Below are 14,861 nucleotides of genomic sequence, written 5' to 3' on the forward strand. Positions count from 1 at the left end.
AAAAACATACTTCTCTAACAACCTTATTCTTTCCTGCTTTCTCGATAAAATTTTACAAATTATTCACAGGATGACTTATTTCTATCCTGACAGCAGCAATGAATTTTCCCTCATCAAAAGTTAATTTATATATATCAGGCATTTCAAGTGTTTTCCAAAAATAAAAATCATATTTAGAATAAGCGTGACGGACGAAATATATTTGAGGCATGAAATACCTCCTTCTATTCTCAATTGGTTCTCTTAGAGGTTGATTAATTCCTTTTTAGATTTTTCTATATATCAAATAAAAGACATTTTATGAAAAAGCACCTTTTGTTTACATAATAAAATTATATTATTATAACTTCCCTCTGAATTCTTTACTCTTTGCTACATCTCTAATAAAATGATATAACGACGTACAAGGATATTATTAAATAACTTCGCGTCTTTTTTATAAATATCGTGACTTTGTTTCAAAGCTACAGGGGTTTTAATGTAAAAAAATCCTGTGATTTGTTCAAAATACACAAATAAAATAGCCCTCATTCAAAAACAAGGACTACTCTACCTCACACGAAGTCACCTCTCCATTTAATACAACCACTATGTCGGAACTCTGTTTATCCGTAGAACGTTCTAAATTCGGTGGCCCAATCACAACAGACTCCTTAATAGGAGCAAGATCCTTCGCTAAATTTTCCCCATTCACACCATAGGCAGCTTGGAATACTTCTGGCGGAGTCATTCTAAGTATATCTGATCCTTCAGCCGTTTCAAATTGATCATTGTTGAAGAAAAGATGTAAATGGACTTCTGCTGATACAGCCGTAATCCAGTGCCACCAACCCATTGGAATGAAAACGGTTTGCCCAGCCTTTGCTCGATAATTTTGCAGTTGATTTGTGTCAGGATTTAAGATAGATGTCACGACTTCTCCTGAAACAACGACATCTAATTCCCATGCATTAGGATGCCAATGTGGTTCTCTCATATGACCTTTCGTCATAAACAGATCGACAAATGCTCCACCAAGCATTGCTGGTAATTGTGTTGAAGTTACTTCATAAGCAACGTTTTTATCATCCCGTTTAAAGAATACATTTTCGCGTGAGTCAAAGAAAAGATTTGGTGTCCCAGAACTTTTCTTTAAGTTTTTATTATCTGGAACGTATCCTGAATTAGCCATTCGATCCCTCTTTTCTATTCCCAACATTTCATACTTAACATTGTATCGTATGGAAGACACAAAACTGCTGTGCCTATCTATTATCATTTTTACATAACAAAAAAACATGCTCCGCAACGCTAGCATGTTTTGTGATACGCTTCACATTATTTAGATAAAAAAGACAACCATATTACTTACCGTGATGTAACATTAAATCATCAAATTGTTCTTCAATATGATTTAACTTTGCAATCCCTTCTTTCCATTTATGGATATAGCGTGATACTCCAACAACAAATAAAGCAACAATTGTCGAAAGAATAATACCATACACAGTGGTTACAGTACTCATAATGACACTTCCTTGTAATAGGTTATGATTTTATTATAGTCCTTTTTCTTATGAAATGTCGGAAATTCAAGTTTTTGTAACAAAAATAAATTTTCTAATTATAACAAAAAAATATTTTTATCCTATTTTCATGAGAGGAATCCCTATATTTTTTAAGGTCTATTCTCTACCTAAATATTATTCCACACTAACAAAAAAACAGTTCCTGGTAACCTTCACAATTATATGATGCTTCGCTAAACCGTTCAAAAAGAAAAGCCGTCGTACTAAACGACAGCTCATATATATAAATCCAATTTGATTTTCTAACAGATACATTATGGTTATGAAGAACAGACAGAGACCTTCACTCATTTTCTCCTTCTGTTTTCACTTGGCATGGGGCTAAAAAAGGCACTGACCGCTTCTATCCATGGCCGGATGCTCTCATCCATCTGAAAAGAATGGGTTGATGTTCGTTTTTTAATTTGGATTTATGCATAACTTTCAAATATTATTCTATTGATTCTTCTTCGCTTCTATTTTTTCTTGTGCATCCTCAGCCTTATCCAACGCTTCTCTAACTTTTTTCTGCTTTTCTTTTGCTTCATCAATACTATCTACAGCTTTTAGTGCTTTATCAATTCCTTCTTCGTTCACTTTTCGCTGCTTCGCAATTCTTTCTTTTTCTTTTTCCTCAATATCTTTTGCATCTTGAAGCATATTTTCTGCGTTGGATTGTACAGATTTTTCAAGCGTAGCGTCCTTTTTCTTTTGTAATACTTGATTTGCATCTTCTTTTGCTTCTAAATATTTACCGTCTTTTAAAGCTGTTGCGCCATGTTCCATCAGCTGCGCGATTTCTTTAGAAGCTGTTGCTTCTTTTGTACCTTCTTCTTTTTCAGCTTTTTCAAACCACATGACTGCATCGCTATATTTTTCATCTTTTAACGCTTGCATACCTGTTTCGATATAAGTATCATAATTACCGCTACATCCAGTCATTATGAACAACAAACCAAGCATAATAATACTTATTTTTCTCATGATGTTTTCTCCTTTTTCTTTGTTAAACACTTATCCCAAATCAATTTGAGTTTATGCATACTTTGTTAAATGTATCATACCTCAAAAATACTTTCAAAAATGAAAAATTCCACCTCATTCACATATGAATGAGATGGAATTCTCCTACAAAGATAACTCTTTAGTTACGCTGACACATTTGCTTGTTTTTTCATACCTTGCTGCTTTATGCCAAATAGTACCACTAACAGTAGCCCACCGCCTACTGTTAACATTACGGTGCTAGTTGGAATCATATCTAGCAAAAATCCGTACAAAATTGTTCCCAGTGGCAGAATTGCTGTACTAAGTGTTTCAAGAAGCCCAAAAACACGTCCTAAATACCCTGGGTCTGTTGTTTTTTGAATATGTACTTGCATTGGTATATTGACTCCCATTATTGCAATACCACTAAGAAGCGCAAAAACGATGTAATAAATAAAGTTTGCTATCATTGGCATAGTAACTAGTAACGGAAAAGCTGTACTTAAACTTAAACATGCAAACAAGAACAAACTGATATAAATGAAACGAAACGGTTTATTTGTTGCTTTACGAGCAGATAAAATAATTGCTCCAATTAACATCCCAACCGCTAACATTCCCTCTACAGTACCAAGTTGCCGAGAGGATAAATGTAAATTTTGCACAATAATATATGGTAAGGCAACAAAAAGTGCACTCGCAAAAAAATTAACCCCAAGAAAAATTTTTAGGAGTCCATATATTTCTTGCTGCTGTTTCACATATCGAAATCCTTCTTTTATACTTGTTAAAAGATGCCCCTTATCTTGCTCTACTTCTTTTTTATACAAATCAAATACAATAAATAGTTGTACAATAACAGCTAAGAAAAATGTAATACCATTTAATAGAAAAAAGGATGTATTGGAAAAGAACCCAAATATAATCCCACCAATGATCGGTGCTAAAATTCTCGATAACGAATCCGCTGTTTGATTTAAAGCACTCGCTTTTTGAATCCGCTCCTCATCCACTAAATTTGGAATAGAAGAAGTAAATGAAACTGAATAGAAAACTGCACAAATTGATAATAGTGCTGCTGAAATATAAATAAATAAAAGTGATGGTCCAAATGTAGTAGAAAGAATAAACATTATAATCATCGTCAAACTACTGAGTAGGTCCATACCAATGATGAGCCATCGGCGATTTACACGATCCGCTATTGCCCCAGCAATTGGTCCACATATTATCCTTGGTACCGAACCGCAAATAAGAGTAGTTGCAAATCCTACACCTGATCCTGTTGTTTTTAAAACATATAACGACATTGCAAATGTATAAATCCCTGCACCTAATAAAGAAGTCATTTTTCCAATCATCATTAAAATAATATTCCTCGTTGCAACTTTCATCCTTGGATCACTTTGGCCTATACTTACGTCTCCCATTTTGTCACTCTCCCCTAAAAGATTAAATTGTGTTAAACTTATTATATAATTACTTATTAAATTTTGACAACAAAAAGTTTAATTCTATTTAACTTTTTTATACTAAAGGAGCAACTATATGGCTACTCTCGGTGAAAAAATTAAAACATTACGAAAAGAAAAACGGCTTACGCAAACAGAATTAGCTGGAGCAGAGTTAACGAAAAGTATGCTGAGTCAAATTGAAAATGGAAAAGCAACACCTTCTATGAAGACATTACAATATCTTGCGAGTAAGCTTGATTGTGAAGCGAGTTTTTTACTGGAAGAAGAGAATGAAGAAGTCGAAAAACTGCTGCCCAAAATGGAAAAGGCTATTAAACATAAGAAGTTTGAAGAAGTATATGATACACTGTTACCTATTGTTCAACAGGAACTACCGCCCACTTTAAATACAGCCCGTTTATATAAACAATTTATAAGTGCTGCCTTTCCCATAAAAGATTACAACATATATTCTTATATTGAAAAAGCTGGGGCAATTTTTCAAAAATATGCTTTATATCGTGAAAGTACACAAACAAGTTTAATGCTCTGTAATATATTATTTACACGAAAAAAATATGAAGAATGTCTAGAACTTCTTGCATCTATTCGAAAAGAGTATGAAGCAAAACAATTGGAAATGGACCTTATTATACAAATAGAACTGTTCTTATTTGAATCAATCGTTTTACTCGCATACGGTAATTATGAGGACTGTGAAAAGGTTAGTTTACAAGCATTGGAATTCTCAAAAAAACATCAAGTCTATTATAAAACAGGTGAATTATATCGAATTCTTTCTTATCAAAAGGTATTAGTAGCTGATAAAGATAAATATTTACACTATATAAATAAATCAGAGCAATTTGCTATTTTTACAGAAGAGACGATATCCATTGCAAATATAGATATATTAAAAGCTTATTATTATAACACAATAGTGAATGAGTATACTTTAGCCTTAGAACATCTAAAGCAATTTAGACAAAAACTCCAGAACGAGCCAACATTTATAGAAAGTGGGCTTTATTACGTAGAAAAAGGAAAAGCCTTATATGGCCTTAAACAATATAAAGAGGCATTAGAAACCTTAAAACAAGCGAAAATTCCAGATTACATGCTTCATCCGCTAGATCAAGCGTGGGTTATAACCGGGGGAGCTTACCGTGCCCTTTGTTATATGGAGCTCAAGAATAAACAAAAAGCACTTCAAGAAGCAATGGAAGCCTTTCATGCGATACAAGAGTTCCCTACTTCGACATTTACTGTGTTTATTAAAGAAACATTACAAATGATACAAAAACTTTAAACTCATCTCAAACTGGTATATTATTCCTCCTTTTTAGCAAAAATAATAATGATGGGAGGAATGTAAAATGAATGTACAACGTGCAAAAGAGCTTTCCGAGTCATCAGAACAAGCACATGTCAGTTTTCAAGGCATGCCAGTTATGATTCAACATGTCGATGAAAGCAATGAAACCGCCCGAATATATGAAGTAACAAACCCAGATCGTGAATTAACCGTCCCAGTTCATAGCCTGGAGGAAATATAAGAAATCCCACTTCAGTTTTATTTGAAGTGGGATTTCTTATATTTTTCTTCGCAACATACATCTTTTAAATCATATATATAAACTAATTATAACATCTTGACTCATCATAAATATGTTCCCACTTACTTTTTCTAACATACATAACATGAAATAGATCCTCTAGAACTCTACAATTCTCTTCTCTCTTGAGTTATTTCCATTCAAATTACCATTTGTACTGATTGATACGAACAAGATATTATGAACATTCTAAATTTTCTCAACATAAAATTATCGATTTTTTTTGTTTTTATATTAAAAATCCATCCGTAATGTATTATGATAAAATCACGCTAGTTATTACATCTATACAACCTCACCTATCTCTCTACAAGATACTGAAACCAGCTCAGAAAAGAAAAACTATTAATATAAAAAAATTCATGTTTTTCGTTGTTATCAAAAGGAGGTAAATATATGAAAAAGAAAAAATTTCTTTCTAGTAGTTTAAAAATCTCATTAACTTTAAGCATTATAGCAGCAGGAATTGAAACGATTATGCAACCATCTATCTCACATGCACAAGAAATTGATGCTTCCTCAAGCATGCCATCTATAGAAAATAAAAATGTTCTAGTTGGTTATTGGCATAATTGGGAAGGGAATCACGATGGGTATCAGCAAGGTACCTCTGGAAAATTAACCTTAGCAAATATTCCAAGTGACTATAATATCGTTGATGTATCTTTTATGAAGGCGAATACAAATGACCGCATTCCAACTTTCAAGCCATACAACATGTCAGATACGGAATTTCGTACAGAAGTAGGTAAACTAAATGAACAAGGTCGCGCGGTTTTAATTGCATTAGGAGGTGCAGATGCTCACATTGAGCTAAAAAAAGGAGACGAGCAGGCCCTTGCTAATGAAATTATTCGCCTCGTAGAAACTTATGGATTCGACGGTTTAGACATTGATTTAGAACAAAACGCTATTACAGCGGGAGATAATCAAACTGTTATTCCCGCAGCATTAAAAATAGTTAAAAATCATTACCGGGCAAAAGGACAAAATTTTATAATTACAATGGCTCCAGAGTTTCCATATTTAAGAACAGCAAGTAGTTATGTCCCTTACGTTACATCACTAGAAGGATACTATGACTTTATTAATCCACAACTATACAATCAAGGCGGAGATGGTGTTACAGCAGCAAATGGAAAATGGCTTGCCCAAAATAATGACGCTGTGAAGGAAGAATTCTTATATACGATGGCCCACTCTATCATTCATGGAACTGGATTTGTTCAAATTCCAGCAAATAAGTTAGTTCTTGGTATCCCTTCTAATAATGACGCCGCAGCTAATGGCTATGTAAAAGAACCACAAGCTGTTCAAAATGCATTGGCACGTTTAAAAGCAGATGGAAATCCAATTAAAGGCTTAATGACTTGGTCTGTGAACTGGGATGCAGGTGTAAACAAAAACGGAAGCCCTTACAATTATAGTTTTGTCAAAACATATGGCCCAATGATTCATAATAATAATCAAATAAAAAATGAAACACCATCAACTTCCAATAAACTTGTGTCTATGGATTAATTCTATTTATTTTTGGACAGACCTCCATCTCTAAGAGGTCTGTCTTTTTTACTAGCAAAAACTTGAAACACATATAGGTCATACAAACTAATCTATAAAAATTGTTGCTTCTCGATAACATCATCCACTCTGCTATCCTTATGATACAATATAATTCGTAAATATATTTTTAGAGGAGGATCCTATGTCTATAAAAAAACGAAACAACGCTCCTTACTACGCAGTTATATTCACTTCTCAGCTTTCACAAGACACGACTGATTATGGCGAAGTTGCTGAAGAAATGGAAAAGCTCGCTAAAGAGCAACCTGGATTTATAGACGTTGAAAGCGTACGGGATACATTCGGTCTTGGTATTACAATTTCATATTGGGAGTCACTTGAAGCAATTAAACGATGGCGAGAAAATGCAGCACATACTATCGCAAGACAAAGAGGACGCGAACAATGGTATGAACAATTCCATATGCGAATCTGCCTTGTTGAAAAAGAATATGATTTTCATAGGAAAGGGATGTAACGTATGAATCAAAAAGTAGCCCTTATTGTTGTACACGAGATATATGGAGTAAACGAGCATATGCAAGATGTCGTTACTACATTCTCTTCCCAACATATCGATGTCTTCTGCCCAAACCTTTTACAATTAAATGCTCCTTTTCCTTATGATGATGAACAAAAAGCTTACTCTTATTTTATGCAAAATGTTGGATTCCAATATGGAAAAGAAAAAATTGAAGAAATGATTATACAGCTTTCAAACAACTACCCATATATTGGACTCATAGGCTTTAGCGTTGGCGCAACTATCTCGTGGCTATGTAGCAACAATCCAAACGTTCATTTTATTATTGGCTGCTATGGCTCTCGCATACGAGACTATCCTTATATGATTCCTACATGTCCTACTCTTTTAATTTTTCCAGAAACAGAAATGAACTGTTCCGTTTCTTCCCTTATTACAACATTGCAAAAACAAAATAATCCTCTTCTACATATAAAGCAAATGACCGGAGATCATGGATTTCTAGATCCTTACACTGTAAAATATAATGAAGAATCTACAAAACAAACATACGAAACGATAGATATATTTCTTCAAAAAAACATACTGAAACAAATGCATTAAAGGAGCTTTCATATGGCATTTACATTGCTTTTACTTCCTTTCGTCTTTCTAATCATTCTTATAACATTAGCTTTCATTTTCATCACTCTTAAAAATCAAAAATATGTAAACCGTCCTTATCGACATTCCTTTATCGTTATAACTTTATTTCTTGGACATTGGATTTTAGTTTTGACTAGTTTTTATGCCTTACTTCCCGACTATATAAGCGACTTTATTTTTCTACCAATCTGGTATTTTCTTTGTATTTTAGGATTTATGGTTTTCACAAAAGAATGGAAAAACAACCGCATTATTTCTGTGTCGGTCGGCGCTTTTTCTTTCATTAGCTTACTTTTTGGTGTGCTATTACAAGGAATTTCGAAAATGTGAGTTTGGTTTACAGGAGCTGAACTTTTAGAATCAGCTCCTTTTTTATAGAATCGTCCATGTATGTAGCTTAAAAATTATCACGTTCCATCCAAACAGGAATAAATAGATAGAGTGCATACGCGATTACCATCCAAATTGTGAAAGTTAAAATTTGCTGTGATGAAAGTGTTGGAAAAATGCTAGAAGAATAATAGAGAAGGAAAGTATCTAAAAACAATCCGATTCCGGTGCCGAAAATCCCTAATTTTATGAGAGCATATCGCGATGAATCTATTTTTCGATACAACCACATTACGATGTATAAAGATAATGCCGTACCGATTTCTAGAAGAAGGAGCCTATTCATAAATGAAGGTGCGGATATTTCTACTAAAACAGTCGCTCCAAATACGTAAAAAAAGGTTGACGCTGCAAACCATATACCTATAGACAACAAAATAGTAATCCACAATTTATTTTTCATTATTTGCTGTCCCTCCCTGCAAGGGTACTACCTTTTCCATAAACAGCACCAAGTCACTGTACATTTCTGCTGCACTAAACGCGGAATTAAATAATGCTTGCAATGCTAATCCGTCTATTAATGCATTACACATAACACTCCAAGTTTCATTTGAGATTTCTTCAATTGGCGATGTCTCTCCCCATACTTGCACTAGCCCCTTTTGTAATTCTTGATTTTCGTAATGGAGCAATTCACCAAGTCTTTCTTTTATCACTTCGTTTTGCAATCCGCTTGCTACTAATTGAAAAAACAAATGATGGTACATAGAATCTTGCGTGCATCTACTTTTAGCAGAATGTAACGCTTTTTCCACCGAAAAATCCGTTTCAACTTGTGACCAAGATGACTTACAAAATGACTCCGTTACTTCAAGTAGCAATTGTTCTTTCGTTTTAAAATGATAATATACAGTCCCTTGTGTAACATTAGCTCTTTCTGCAACTGCCTTTAACGTTAGTTTTTCCATACCTTGCTCAGCAATCATCTCTTTTGCAGCTCGCAATAATTGTTGCTTATTTACAACATTCGGTTTTGCCATTTTACTCTCCTCCTACTTATGAGTTAGTTAGATAACTAACTCAATTATACAGAAAAATCAAATAAATAAAAAAAGAAAGAAAAGCCTACAATCAACTTCTCTTTCCTCTCGCTTTTTTACGGGATTGCATTGTTATAGAATCACAAGGTGTATAATAAATTTGCGGAGTTGCTTTATTCACAAGCATTGTAAAAGTAAGTAGACCAACGAGGAAGAAGATAAACAACGTAAATAGAATAACACCTATTGTTAAAATGATCATAACACCACCCCTTTTCAAATCACGATACTACATTTTTCGATAGACGATAGGCTGAATCCTTGTTATAAAAACAAACGTAACAAAATAATCACAATCACTCCAGTTAGCACCGTTCCTAATAAGCTACGTGTATAGATAGCAACAAGAAATGTCGGAATTGCTGCGATTATATAATCCCATTGCATCGTTTTCTTCATAAAGAGCACTTCAGCAAGAAGGGCTGCGAGTATTGCAATTGGTATATAACTTAACCATTTTAAACCCCAATCTGGAATCTGTATTTTACTAAATACAATGAGCGGTAATAGGCGCGGAATTAACGTAACGATCCCTGCTCCAATTAGGAGTAATAACACATCTATTCTTACTTCCACTTTTCAATCACCACCCCTATTGTCGCTGCTGTAAGTGTCGCAAATATTACTGCGATGCTTGCTGGAACGAAGAAATGTATGCTATATGCGATTACCATTGCCACAATCCCAACACTAAGATGAATTGCTAATTTTGGATGACTACTCATTAACTGCAGCACAAATAATCCAATAAACATAGCTGGTAATGCATAATCCATACCATACGTATGAGGATTTGGTATCCACTCACCAAAAATACCTCCTAAGACATTTGCAATAATCCAATTTAAATATGCGGTCACATTTAAACCGAGCATCCAGCTTTCACTTAAATATTTCTTTTTTGAAGCTTGCTGAACTGCAAGACCAAATGTTTCATCTGTAATTTGCGAACCAATGATCATATTTTTCACAAAAGGGACTTTCGTTAAATACGGAGCAAGTGCAGCACTCATTAACAGATGACGTAAATTAACAAAAAATACAGTGAAAATAATTGCAGAAGCAGGTGCTCCCGCCGCAAACATACCAGCAAGTATAAATTGTGAGGAACCAGCATAAATCAAAGTAGACATTAACGCGATTTCTGCTAATGAAAACCCCGCTGTTTTTTCAATTACACCCGCTGCGATACCAATACTTAAATACCCTAATACAGTCGGTAAACAGTCTTTCACTCCTTGCTGAAATGTTTCATTCTCATTGATTGTCATCTGTACTTCAGCCCTTACCATCACACTTCCCCCTTCGTTTCGTGCATCAAGCGTGTACCTGTTACAACGTGAACTAAATGTTGTTACCTATAAACTCCCCTCTTCATATGTAACATCGCATTATCATTTAACAAAAGAAATCAAAAGCTGCTTCCTATCAGCTTCTTACAATCCAATAGAAAGTAGCCTCTCATTGTTTCATAGATATTACTTGTCCTCTTGTATCTATTTTTTTATGATGAATTTTATTTTTCTCCAGATATTGTTTACATACATTCACAAAAGACGGTAAAGTTCGAATTTGATCAATATCAGAACTCTCAATAAAATGGTTCATTTCATTTGTCATTTTTCTCATACTAGAAATAAGTTCCTCTTTTTCATACCTTAATTTCTCATTTTCAGCACGAAGATTTTGAAGTTCTTGGTGTAAACCTTGTTCATGATCTTCTTTCACACGTCCGGCTGCCATGCTAGAGAGCTTATAAATCCCTTCCATAAATTGATATAGTTCTTGTTTTCCCCCTTGTGCACCAATTGTTTCAAAATTATCGACAATCCCTGATAATATCGTAACTAAGTTATTTTCTGTCTTTTCAAAATGAGCCACCATACCCTTTGTGTCATCCCTGTTCTCATCAACATCCTTTCCTAATCCAGTTCTTCTTTTACGCCCAGGTTTTCCTTTTTTTATATTTTCAAGTGGTATTTCTTGTTTTTTTAGTTTATAGTACGTATTCTGCAGTTGACTTTCTGTTTTCGGAAACAACTGTAAACCCTCTTTACTAATCGCCTTTGAAGTATCTGCAATATTTAAATCGTAACGCTGACAAAACTGATACGTAGCATATAATAAGTCCAGCTCCGATTTTAACCACATAATTGGTGAATGCTCATATACTAATATGCCGCCTATTTTTTCAATATCTCTTTGAAAGGCGGCCATTTTAGTATATAAATTCATTAACTCATCATATGTTACATGGAATTGCTTCTCTATTTTCCTACACTCTTCTTGAACTTCCTGCATGTTTCTTCTTTCATTTTCTATATTTTTCAAAAGGCTCAGTACATGAATTGCTGTTTTTTGATACATGATACCCCCACCCTTCTCATCATTTACAATTTTTATATTCTACTTATTTTTTATTAAAATAAAGAATATTATAAAAATATTTTACAATATTTCTAAATTATCCGTCAAATTCACATAAAATTGACACATTCTATTTTTATATTAAGATTAATTTATAGTAATGTGAGGGGGATTTAGATGGAACATAACATTTTAAAAGTCATTGCACTAGCAGAAAAACTGAAATATGAAATGAGACACAGTTGGCTGTCGAACGGTCGCCAAGAAAGTGTTGCCGAACATACGTGGCGTATGTCGCTTATGGCTGTTTTAGTTCAGCCTTATTTAGATGAAAAAGTAAACATGGAAAAACTATTAAAAATGGTGATTATCCATGACCTAGTGGAAGCAGAAGCTGGAGATATTCCTGCTTTTGATACAATGAATAGTGAACAACTACAATTGCAAAAACAAGAAAATGAACAAAAAGCTATTTTAAATATTAAACATACGTTAGCAGGGCCTCTTGGGGATGAACTATATGATTTATGGATGGAGTTTGAAGCAAAAGAAACGTACGAAGCGAAAGTTGCAAATGCGCTGGATAAACTAGAAGTGAAAATTCAGCATAACGAAGCCGACATCGATACGTGGCTTCCTATCGAACATAAAATGACATTCCAAGTGGCAAAACATACAGACTTTGACTCCTTCTTATCAAAATTACAAAAAATAATTGAACAAGAAGGCGAAAAAAAATTAATCGCTGCCGGCATTGATGTCGAGGCGTGTAAACAGTAACAGCTCATCTATGATGAGCTGTTTTTTCATACTTTCGTATGAGCTATCCCCCGCCCTTTTTATCGATTCATTGTAGGAATATATACATTACAATAAAATACAAAACAGAAGAAAGAAGGTATTATTTTATGATTAAAGGATTATACGAAGCTCACTTACCCGTTCGTAATCTAGACATATCTATACCATTTTATGAATCATTAGGTTTAAAATTATATAAAAGATATGAGACTACCGCTTTCCTTTGGATTGTAGAAGAACAAAGTTGGCTCGGTCTTTGGGAAGGAGAAGAATATAAAACTCCGTATCATCCTTCTCTTCGCCATATTGCGTTTCAAGTAGATTTTGAGTTTCTTCATGCATCCATTCAATGGCTTCAAGACAGAAACATCGATCCTGTTCCATTTGGTAATCGAAATACTATTGAACCTTTTGTTCGCCCCGGCCAAGGCAATGCTTCTGTATATTTTAAAGATCCAGACGATAATAGTATTGAGTTTATTAGTTTCGTTAAAGTTCCCAATGGATTAAAGCATATTACAGAGAAACTTTCTTTAGCAGAATGGGCTACACTGTCACGATCCTATTTATGAAAGGAAAGTTGATTTCAAATGCAATCCGTATTAAAATTCTTCACCTTTTAAAATATGAAGCAAAGCGGCTTTACACAAATCCGCTTTGCTTACAAAATATATTTCATCAACAGAAGTCCTTGCGTTACTACAATAAAAATTGTCAAACCAATCAAAAACTTTTTTTCAAAATCATTATATTTCCCTTTATTGATTCCCATTTCTTTCAATAGCAACATCATTTCGTGTAACTCTTCCCACTTTTCCTTACTACCTAATCTGATATATGTTTTTTCCACCTTAATTCCGTATACATTTGGCTCTTCTTCCTTCTGTGATATCTCATCAATCGTATCTAACGGAATCTCATGCTCATTAACCTGTTTATAATAACAATCTAATCCTTTTAATAATAACCTTTTATTTGTTAACACCACATAATAATAGAAGACAGCTCCAGCAGTCATAATATTCGGTATCACTTTATAATTTACAATTCCACCTTCTTCAACGAGCAACTCTTTTTCTATTTCTTCACCTTTTTTTAATTCATCCCGAATCGTTTTTTCTAACGTTTGAAGTATTAATTTTCTTAACAATGCTCCATTTCTTACATAATACTTATCTATCTCTATAGTACGCTTTGCTTCTTTTTCAAGTTGCGCAATCTCTTCTTCTGAATATTGCAGTTCATTTAACATCGATAACATTCTTTTATCCATGTTATATTCCACCTTTCCATAACTTTTGAATTTTCTTCTTCCCTCTAGAAATGCGATTATATATATAGCTTGCTGTAACTTGTAACTCCTTTGATATTTCTTCAATCGAATAACCATCTATATACCTCTTTAAAAAGATATATCGATCTTTTTCATTTAAATCTTTTACAATCGTCATAATTTCCTCTTCTGCTTCCGTTTCATAAGAATCACGAATTCCCTGTTCCCATTCAAACTCTTTTGCAGTCACACTTTCCTTCAAGGCCCTTTTCCTATATTCAAGTGCCTTTAACTTCGTAATACCGATCATCCACGATTTTAAATTTCCTTTTTCTAGATCAAATTGATCAATATTAAACCAAACAATTGTAAACACATCGTTATAACAATCGTCTATATATCGTTTTTCATGAGGTGTACAAAGTGTTTTGTGAATAATATAAAAAATCAGCTTTCCATATTGATCAATTACTTCTTTTAAAACATCTTGATTTCTGCTTTTCATACCTATAATTAAATCTGTTTCAGATTTAAACATCATATGCGCCTTCCTCTCTTACTTACTTCAACAGCTGCGTTTACTTACTATTGGTATTTCATTCTCTTTTTCTATCACTTTTGTAAATTTTTTTAATTCATGTTAAAAATTCCATATACAGCGTAACAAAAAATACCCCAAACATAAAAAGAA

At 33.6% G+C, this 14,861-nt stretch carries 20 protein-coding genes and 1 pseudogene; 8 read left to right on the forward strand and 13 right to left on the reverse strand.

The genetic code is table 11. From position 1 onward, the window contains the following. Positions 1 to 52: 52 nt before the first annotated feature. The 5 genes and pseudogenes from ACX5JI_RS12715 to ACX5JI_RS12735 all read right to left on the reverse strand — a co-directional run. Positions 53 to 178, reverse strand: a pseudogene (locus tag ACX5JI_RS12715) (histidine phosphatase family protein); the annotation flags it as partial. Positions 179 to 544: 366 nt separating this feature from the next. Further along, complete coding sequence (locus ACX5JI_RS12720; RefSeq protein WP_459501406.1) at positions 545 to 1,171, reverse strand: cupin domain-containing protein; 627 nt, start codon at positions 1,169 to 1,171, stop codon at positions 545 to 547. 172 nt (positions 1,172 to 1,343) lie between these two features. Continuing rightward, positions 1,344 to 1,505, reverse strand: a complete 162-nt coding sequence (locus ACX5JI_RS12725) for a peptidase (protein WP_459501407.1) — start codon at positions 1,503 to 1,505, stop codon at positions 1,344 to 1,346. Positions 1,506 to 2,003: 498 nt separating this feature from the next. Continuing rightward, positions 2,004 to 2,531 (reverse strand): outer membrane protein assembly factor BamD, encoded by a 528-nt coding sequence (locus tag ACX5JI_RS12730; RefSeq protein WP_459501408.1) that lies wholly within the window; start codon positions 2,529 to 2,531, stop codon positions 2,004 to 2,006. 164 nt (positions 2,532 to 2,695) lie between these two features. Beyond that, positions 2,696 to 3,964 (reverse strand): MFS transporter, encoded by a 1,269-nt coding sequence (locus ACX5JI_RS12735; protein ID WP_459501409.1) that lies wholly within the window; start codon positions 3,962 to 3,964, stop codon positions 2,696 to 2,698. A 118-nt stretch (positions 3,965 to 4,082) separates the two neighbouring features. On the opposite strand from ACX5JI_RS12735, the gene ACX5JI_RS12740 reads away from it, so the two are divergent. The 6 genes from ACX5JI_RS12740 to ACX5JI_RS12765 all read left to right on the forward strand — a co-directional run bounded on the left by ACX5JI_RS12740 (position 4,083) and on the right by ACX5JI_RS12765 (position 8,626). After that, positions 4,083 to 5,297, forward strand: coding sequence for a helix-turn-helix domain-containing protein (locus tag ACX5JI_RS12740; protein ID WP_459501410.1), 1,215 nt, complete (start codon positions 4,083 to 4,085; stop codon positions 5,295 to 5,297). Between the two features lie 67 nt (positions 5,298 to 5,364). After that, positions 5,365 to 5,544 (forward strand): H-type small acid-soluble spore protein, encoded by a 180-nt coding sequence (locus ACX5JI_RS12745; RefSeq protein WP_459501411.1) that lies wholly within the window; start codon positions 5,365 to 5,367, stop codon positions 5,542 to 5,544. 537 nt (positions 5,545 to 6,081) lie between these two features. Next, positions 6,082 to 7,125, forward strand: coding sequence for a chitinase (locus tag ACX5JI_RS12750; protein ID WP_459501605.1), 1,044 nt, complete (start codon positions 6,082 to 6,084; stop codon positions 7,123 to 7,125). 184 nt (positions 7,126 to 7,309) lie between these two features. After that, positions 7,310 to 7,645: an antibiotic biosynthesis monooxygenase family protein gene (locus ACX5JI_RS12755; protein WP_459501412.1), complete on the forward strand. Its 336-nt coding sequence runs from the start codon at positions 7,310 to 7,312 to the stop codon at positions 7,643 to 7,645. A 3-nt stretch (positions 7,646 to 7,648) separates the two neighbouring features. After that, positions 7,649 to 8,254, forward strand: coding sequence for a dienelactone hydrolase family protein (locus tag ACX5JI_RS12760; protein ID WP_459501413.1), 606 nt, complete (start codon positions 7,649 to 7,651; stop codon positions 8,252 to 8,254). A 12-nt stretch (positions 8,255 to 8,266) separates the two neighbouring features. Beyond that, positions 8,267 to 8,626: a hypothetical protein gene (locus tag ACX5JI_RS12765; protein WP_459501414.1), complete on the forward strand. Its 360-nt coding sequence runs from the start codon at positions 8,267 to 8,269 to the stop codon at positions 8,624 to 8,626. Between the two features lie 67 nt (positions 8,627 to 8,693). On the opposite strand, the gene ACX5JI_RS12770 is transcribed toward ACX5JI_RS12765, so the two are convergent. The 6 genes from ACX5JI_RS12770 to ACX5JI_RS12795 form a co-directional block, all read right to left on the reverse strand. After that, positions 8,694 to 9,089 (reverse strand): DUF5367 family protein, encoded by a 396-nt coding sequence (locus tag ACX5JI_RS12770; RefSeq protein WP_459501415.1) that lies wholly within the window; start codon positions 9,087 to 9,089, stop codon positions 8,694 to 8,696. After that, positions 9,079 to 9,669, reverse strand: a complete 591-nt coding sequence (locus ACX5JI_RS12775) for a TetR/AcrR family transcriptional regulator (RefSeq protein ID WP_459501416.1) — start codon at positions 9,667 to 9,669, stop codon at positions 9,079 to 9,081. The genes ACX5JI_RS12770 and ACX5JI_RS12775 overlap by 11 nt, the downstream gene beginning before the upstream one ends. A gap of 91 nt (positions 9,670 to 9,760) precedes the next feature. Beyond that, positions 9,761 to 9,931 carry a DUF3951 domain-containing protein gene (locus tag ACX5JI_RS12780; RefSeq protein ID WP_459501417.1) on the reverse strand — a complete coding sequence of 57 codons (171 nt, stop codon included), beginning with the start codon at positions 9,929 to 9,931 and terminating at the stop codon, positions 9,761 to 9,763. A 62-nt stretch (positions 9,932 to 9,993) separates the two neighbouring features. Further along, on the reverse strand, positions 9,994 to 10,305 hold the full coding sequence (locus ACX5JI_RS12785; protein WP_459501418.1) for an AzlD domain-containing protein: 312 nt from the start codon (positions 10,303 to 10,305) through the stop codon (positions 9,994 to 9,996). Continuing rightward, positions 10,296 to 11,021 carry an AzlC family ABC transporter permease gene (locus ACX5JI_RS12790; protein ID WP_459501419.1) on the reverse strand — a complete coding sequence of 242 codons (726 nt, stop codon included), beginning with the start codon at positions 11,019 to 11,021 and terminating at the stop codon, positions 10,296 to 10,298. Before ACX5JI_RS12790 ends, ACX5JI_RS12785 begins: the two co-directional genes overlap by 10 nt. Positions 11,022 to 11,190: 169 nt before the next feature. Further along, positions 11,191 to 12,096, reverse strand: a complete 906-nt coding sequence (locus ACX5JI_RS12795) for a DNA-binding domain-containing protein (RefSeq protein WP_459501420.1) — start codon at positions 12,094 to 12,096, stop codon at positions 11,191 to 11,193. Positions 12,097 to 12,273: 177 nt separating this feature from the next. Between ACX5JI_RS12795 and ACX5JI_RS12800 the strand changes: the two genes are divergently transcribed. Beyond that, a complete protein-coding gene (locus tag ACX5JI_RS12800; RefSeq protein WP_459501421.1) occupies positions 12,274 to 12,876 on the forward strand; it encodes an HD domain-containing protein in 603 nt (200 codons plus the stop codon). 128 nt (positions 12,877 to 13,004) lie between these two features. Then, positions 13,005 to 13,469 (forward strand): VOC family protein, encoded by a 465-nt coding sequence (locus ACX5JI_RS12805; protein WP_459501422.1) that lies wholly within the window; start codon positions 13,005 to 13,007, stop codon positions 13,467 to 13,469. Between the two features lie 89 nt (positions 13,470 to 13,558). Here ACX5JI_RS12805 and ACX5JI_RS12810 read toward each other — a convergent pair whose 3' ends face one another. Beyond that, a complete protein-coding gene (locus ACX5JI_RS12810) occupies positions 13,559 to 14,170 on the reverse strand; it encodes a PH domain-containing protein (protein WP_459501423.1) in 612 nt (203 codons plus the stop codon). Between the two features lies 1 nt (position 14,171). Beyond that, complete coding sequence (locus ACX5JI_RS12815; RefSeq protein WP_459501424.1) at positions 14,172 to 14,711, reverse strand: sigma-70 family RNA polymerase sigma factor; 540 nt, start codon at positions 14,709 to 14,711, stop codon at positions 14,172 to 14,174. Between the last annotated feature and the right edge of the window lie 150 nt (positions 14,712 to 14,861).

The organism is Bacillus sp. C1, assembly GCF_054570475.1.

Excerpts from the sequence above, each read along its gene's own strand:
- ACX5JI_RS12720 (WP_459501406.1), bottom strand. The coding sequence starts at position 1,171 with ATGGCTAATTCAGGATACGTTCCAGATAATAAAAACTTAAAGAAAAGT.
- ACX5JI_RS12725 (WP_459501407.1), bottom strand. The coding sequence starts at position 1,505 with ATGAGTACTGTAACCACTGTGTATGGTATTATTCTTTCGACAATTGTT.
- ACX5JI_RS12730 (WP_459501408.1), bottom strand. The coding sequence starts at position 2,531 with ATGAGAAAAATAAGTATTATTATGCTTGGTTTGTTGTTCATAATGACT.
- ACX5JI_RS12735 (WP_459501409.1), bottom strand. The coding sequence starts at position 3,964 with ATGGGAGACGTAAGTATAGGCCAAAGTGATCCAAGGATGAAAGTTGCA.
- ACX5JI_RS12740 (WP_459501410.1), top strand. The coding sequence starts at position 4,083 with ATGGCTACTCTCGGTGAAAAAATTAAAACATTACGAAAAGAAAAACGG.
- ACX5JI_RS12745 (WP_459501411.1), top strand. The coding sequence starts at position 5,365 with ATGAATGTACAACGTGCAAAAGAGCTTTCCGAGTCATCAGAACAAGCA.
- ACX5JI_RS12750 (WP_459501605.1), top strand. The coding sequence starts at position 6,082 with ATGCAACCATCTATCTCACATGCACAAGAAATTGATGCTTCCTCAAGC.
- ACX5JI_RS12755 (WP_459501412.1), top strand. The coding sequence starts at position 7,310 with ATGTCTATAAAAAAACGAAACAACGCTCCTTACTACGCAGTTATATTC.
- ACX5JI_RS12760 (WP_459501413.1), top strand. The coding sequence starts at position 7,649 with ATGAATCAAAAAGTAGCCCTTATTGTTGTACACGAGATATATGGAGTA.
- ACX5JI_RS12765 (WP_459501414.1), top strand. The coding sequence starts at position 8,267 with ATGGCATTTACATTGCTTTTACTTCCTTTCGTCTTTCTAATCATTCTT.
- ACX5JI_RS12770 (WP_459501415.1), bottom strand. The coding sequence starts at position 9,089 with ATGAAAAATAAATTGTGGATTACTATTTTGTTGTCTATAGGTATATGG.
- ACX5JI_RS12775 (WP_459501416.1), bottom strand. The coding sequence starts at position 9,669 with ATGGCAAAACCGAATGTTGTAAATAAGCAACAATTATTGCGAGCTGCA.
- ACX5JI_RS12780 (WP_459501417.1), bottom strand. The coding sequence starts at position 9,931 with ATGATCATTTTAACAATAGGTGTTATTCTATTTACGTTGTTTATCTTC.
- ACX5JI_RS12790 (WP_459501419.1), bottom strand. The coding sequence starts at position 11,021 with ATGGTAAGGGCTGAAGTACAGATGACAATCAATGAGAATGAAACATTT.
- ACX5JI_RS12795 (WP_459501420.1), bottom strand. The coding sequence starts at position 12,096 with ATGTATCAAAAAACAGCAATTCATGTACTGAGCCTTTTGAAAAATATA.
- ACX5JI_RS12800 (WP_459501421.1), top strand. The coding sequence starts at position 12,274 with ATGGAACATAACATTTTAAAAGTCATTGCACTAGCAGAAAAACTGAAA.
- ACX5JI_RS12805 (WP_459501422.1), top strand. The coding sequence starts at position 13,005 with ATGATTAAAGGATTATACGAAGCTCACTTACCCGTTCGTAATCTAGAC.
- ACX5JI_RS12810 (WP_459501423.1), bottom strand. The coding sequence starts at position 14,170 with ATGGATAAAAGAATGTTATCGATGTTAAATGAACTGCAATATTCAGAA.
- ACX5JI_RS12815 (WP_459501424.1), bottom strand. The coding sequence starts at position 14,711 with ATGATGTTTAAATCTGAAACAGATTTAATTATAGGTATGAAAAGCAGA.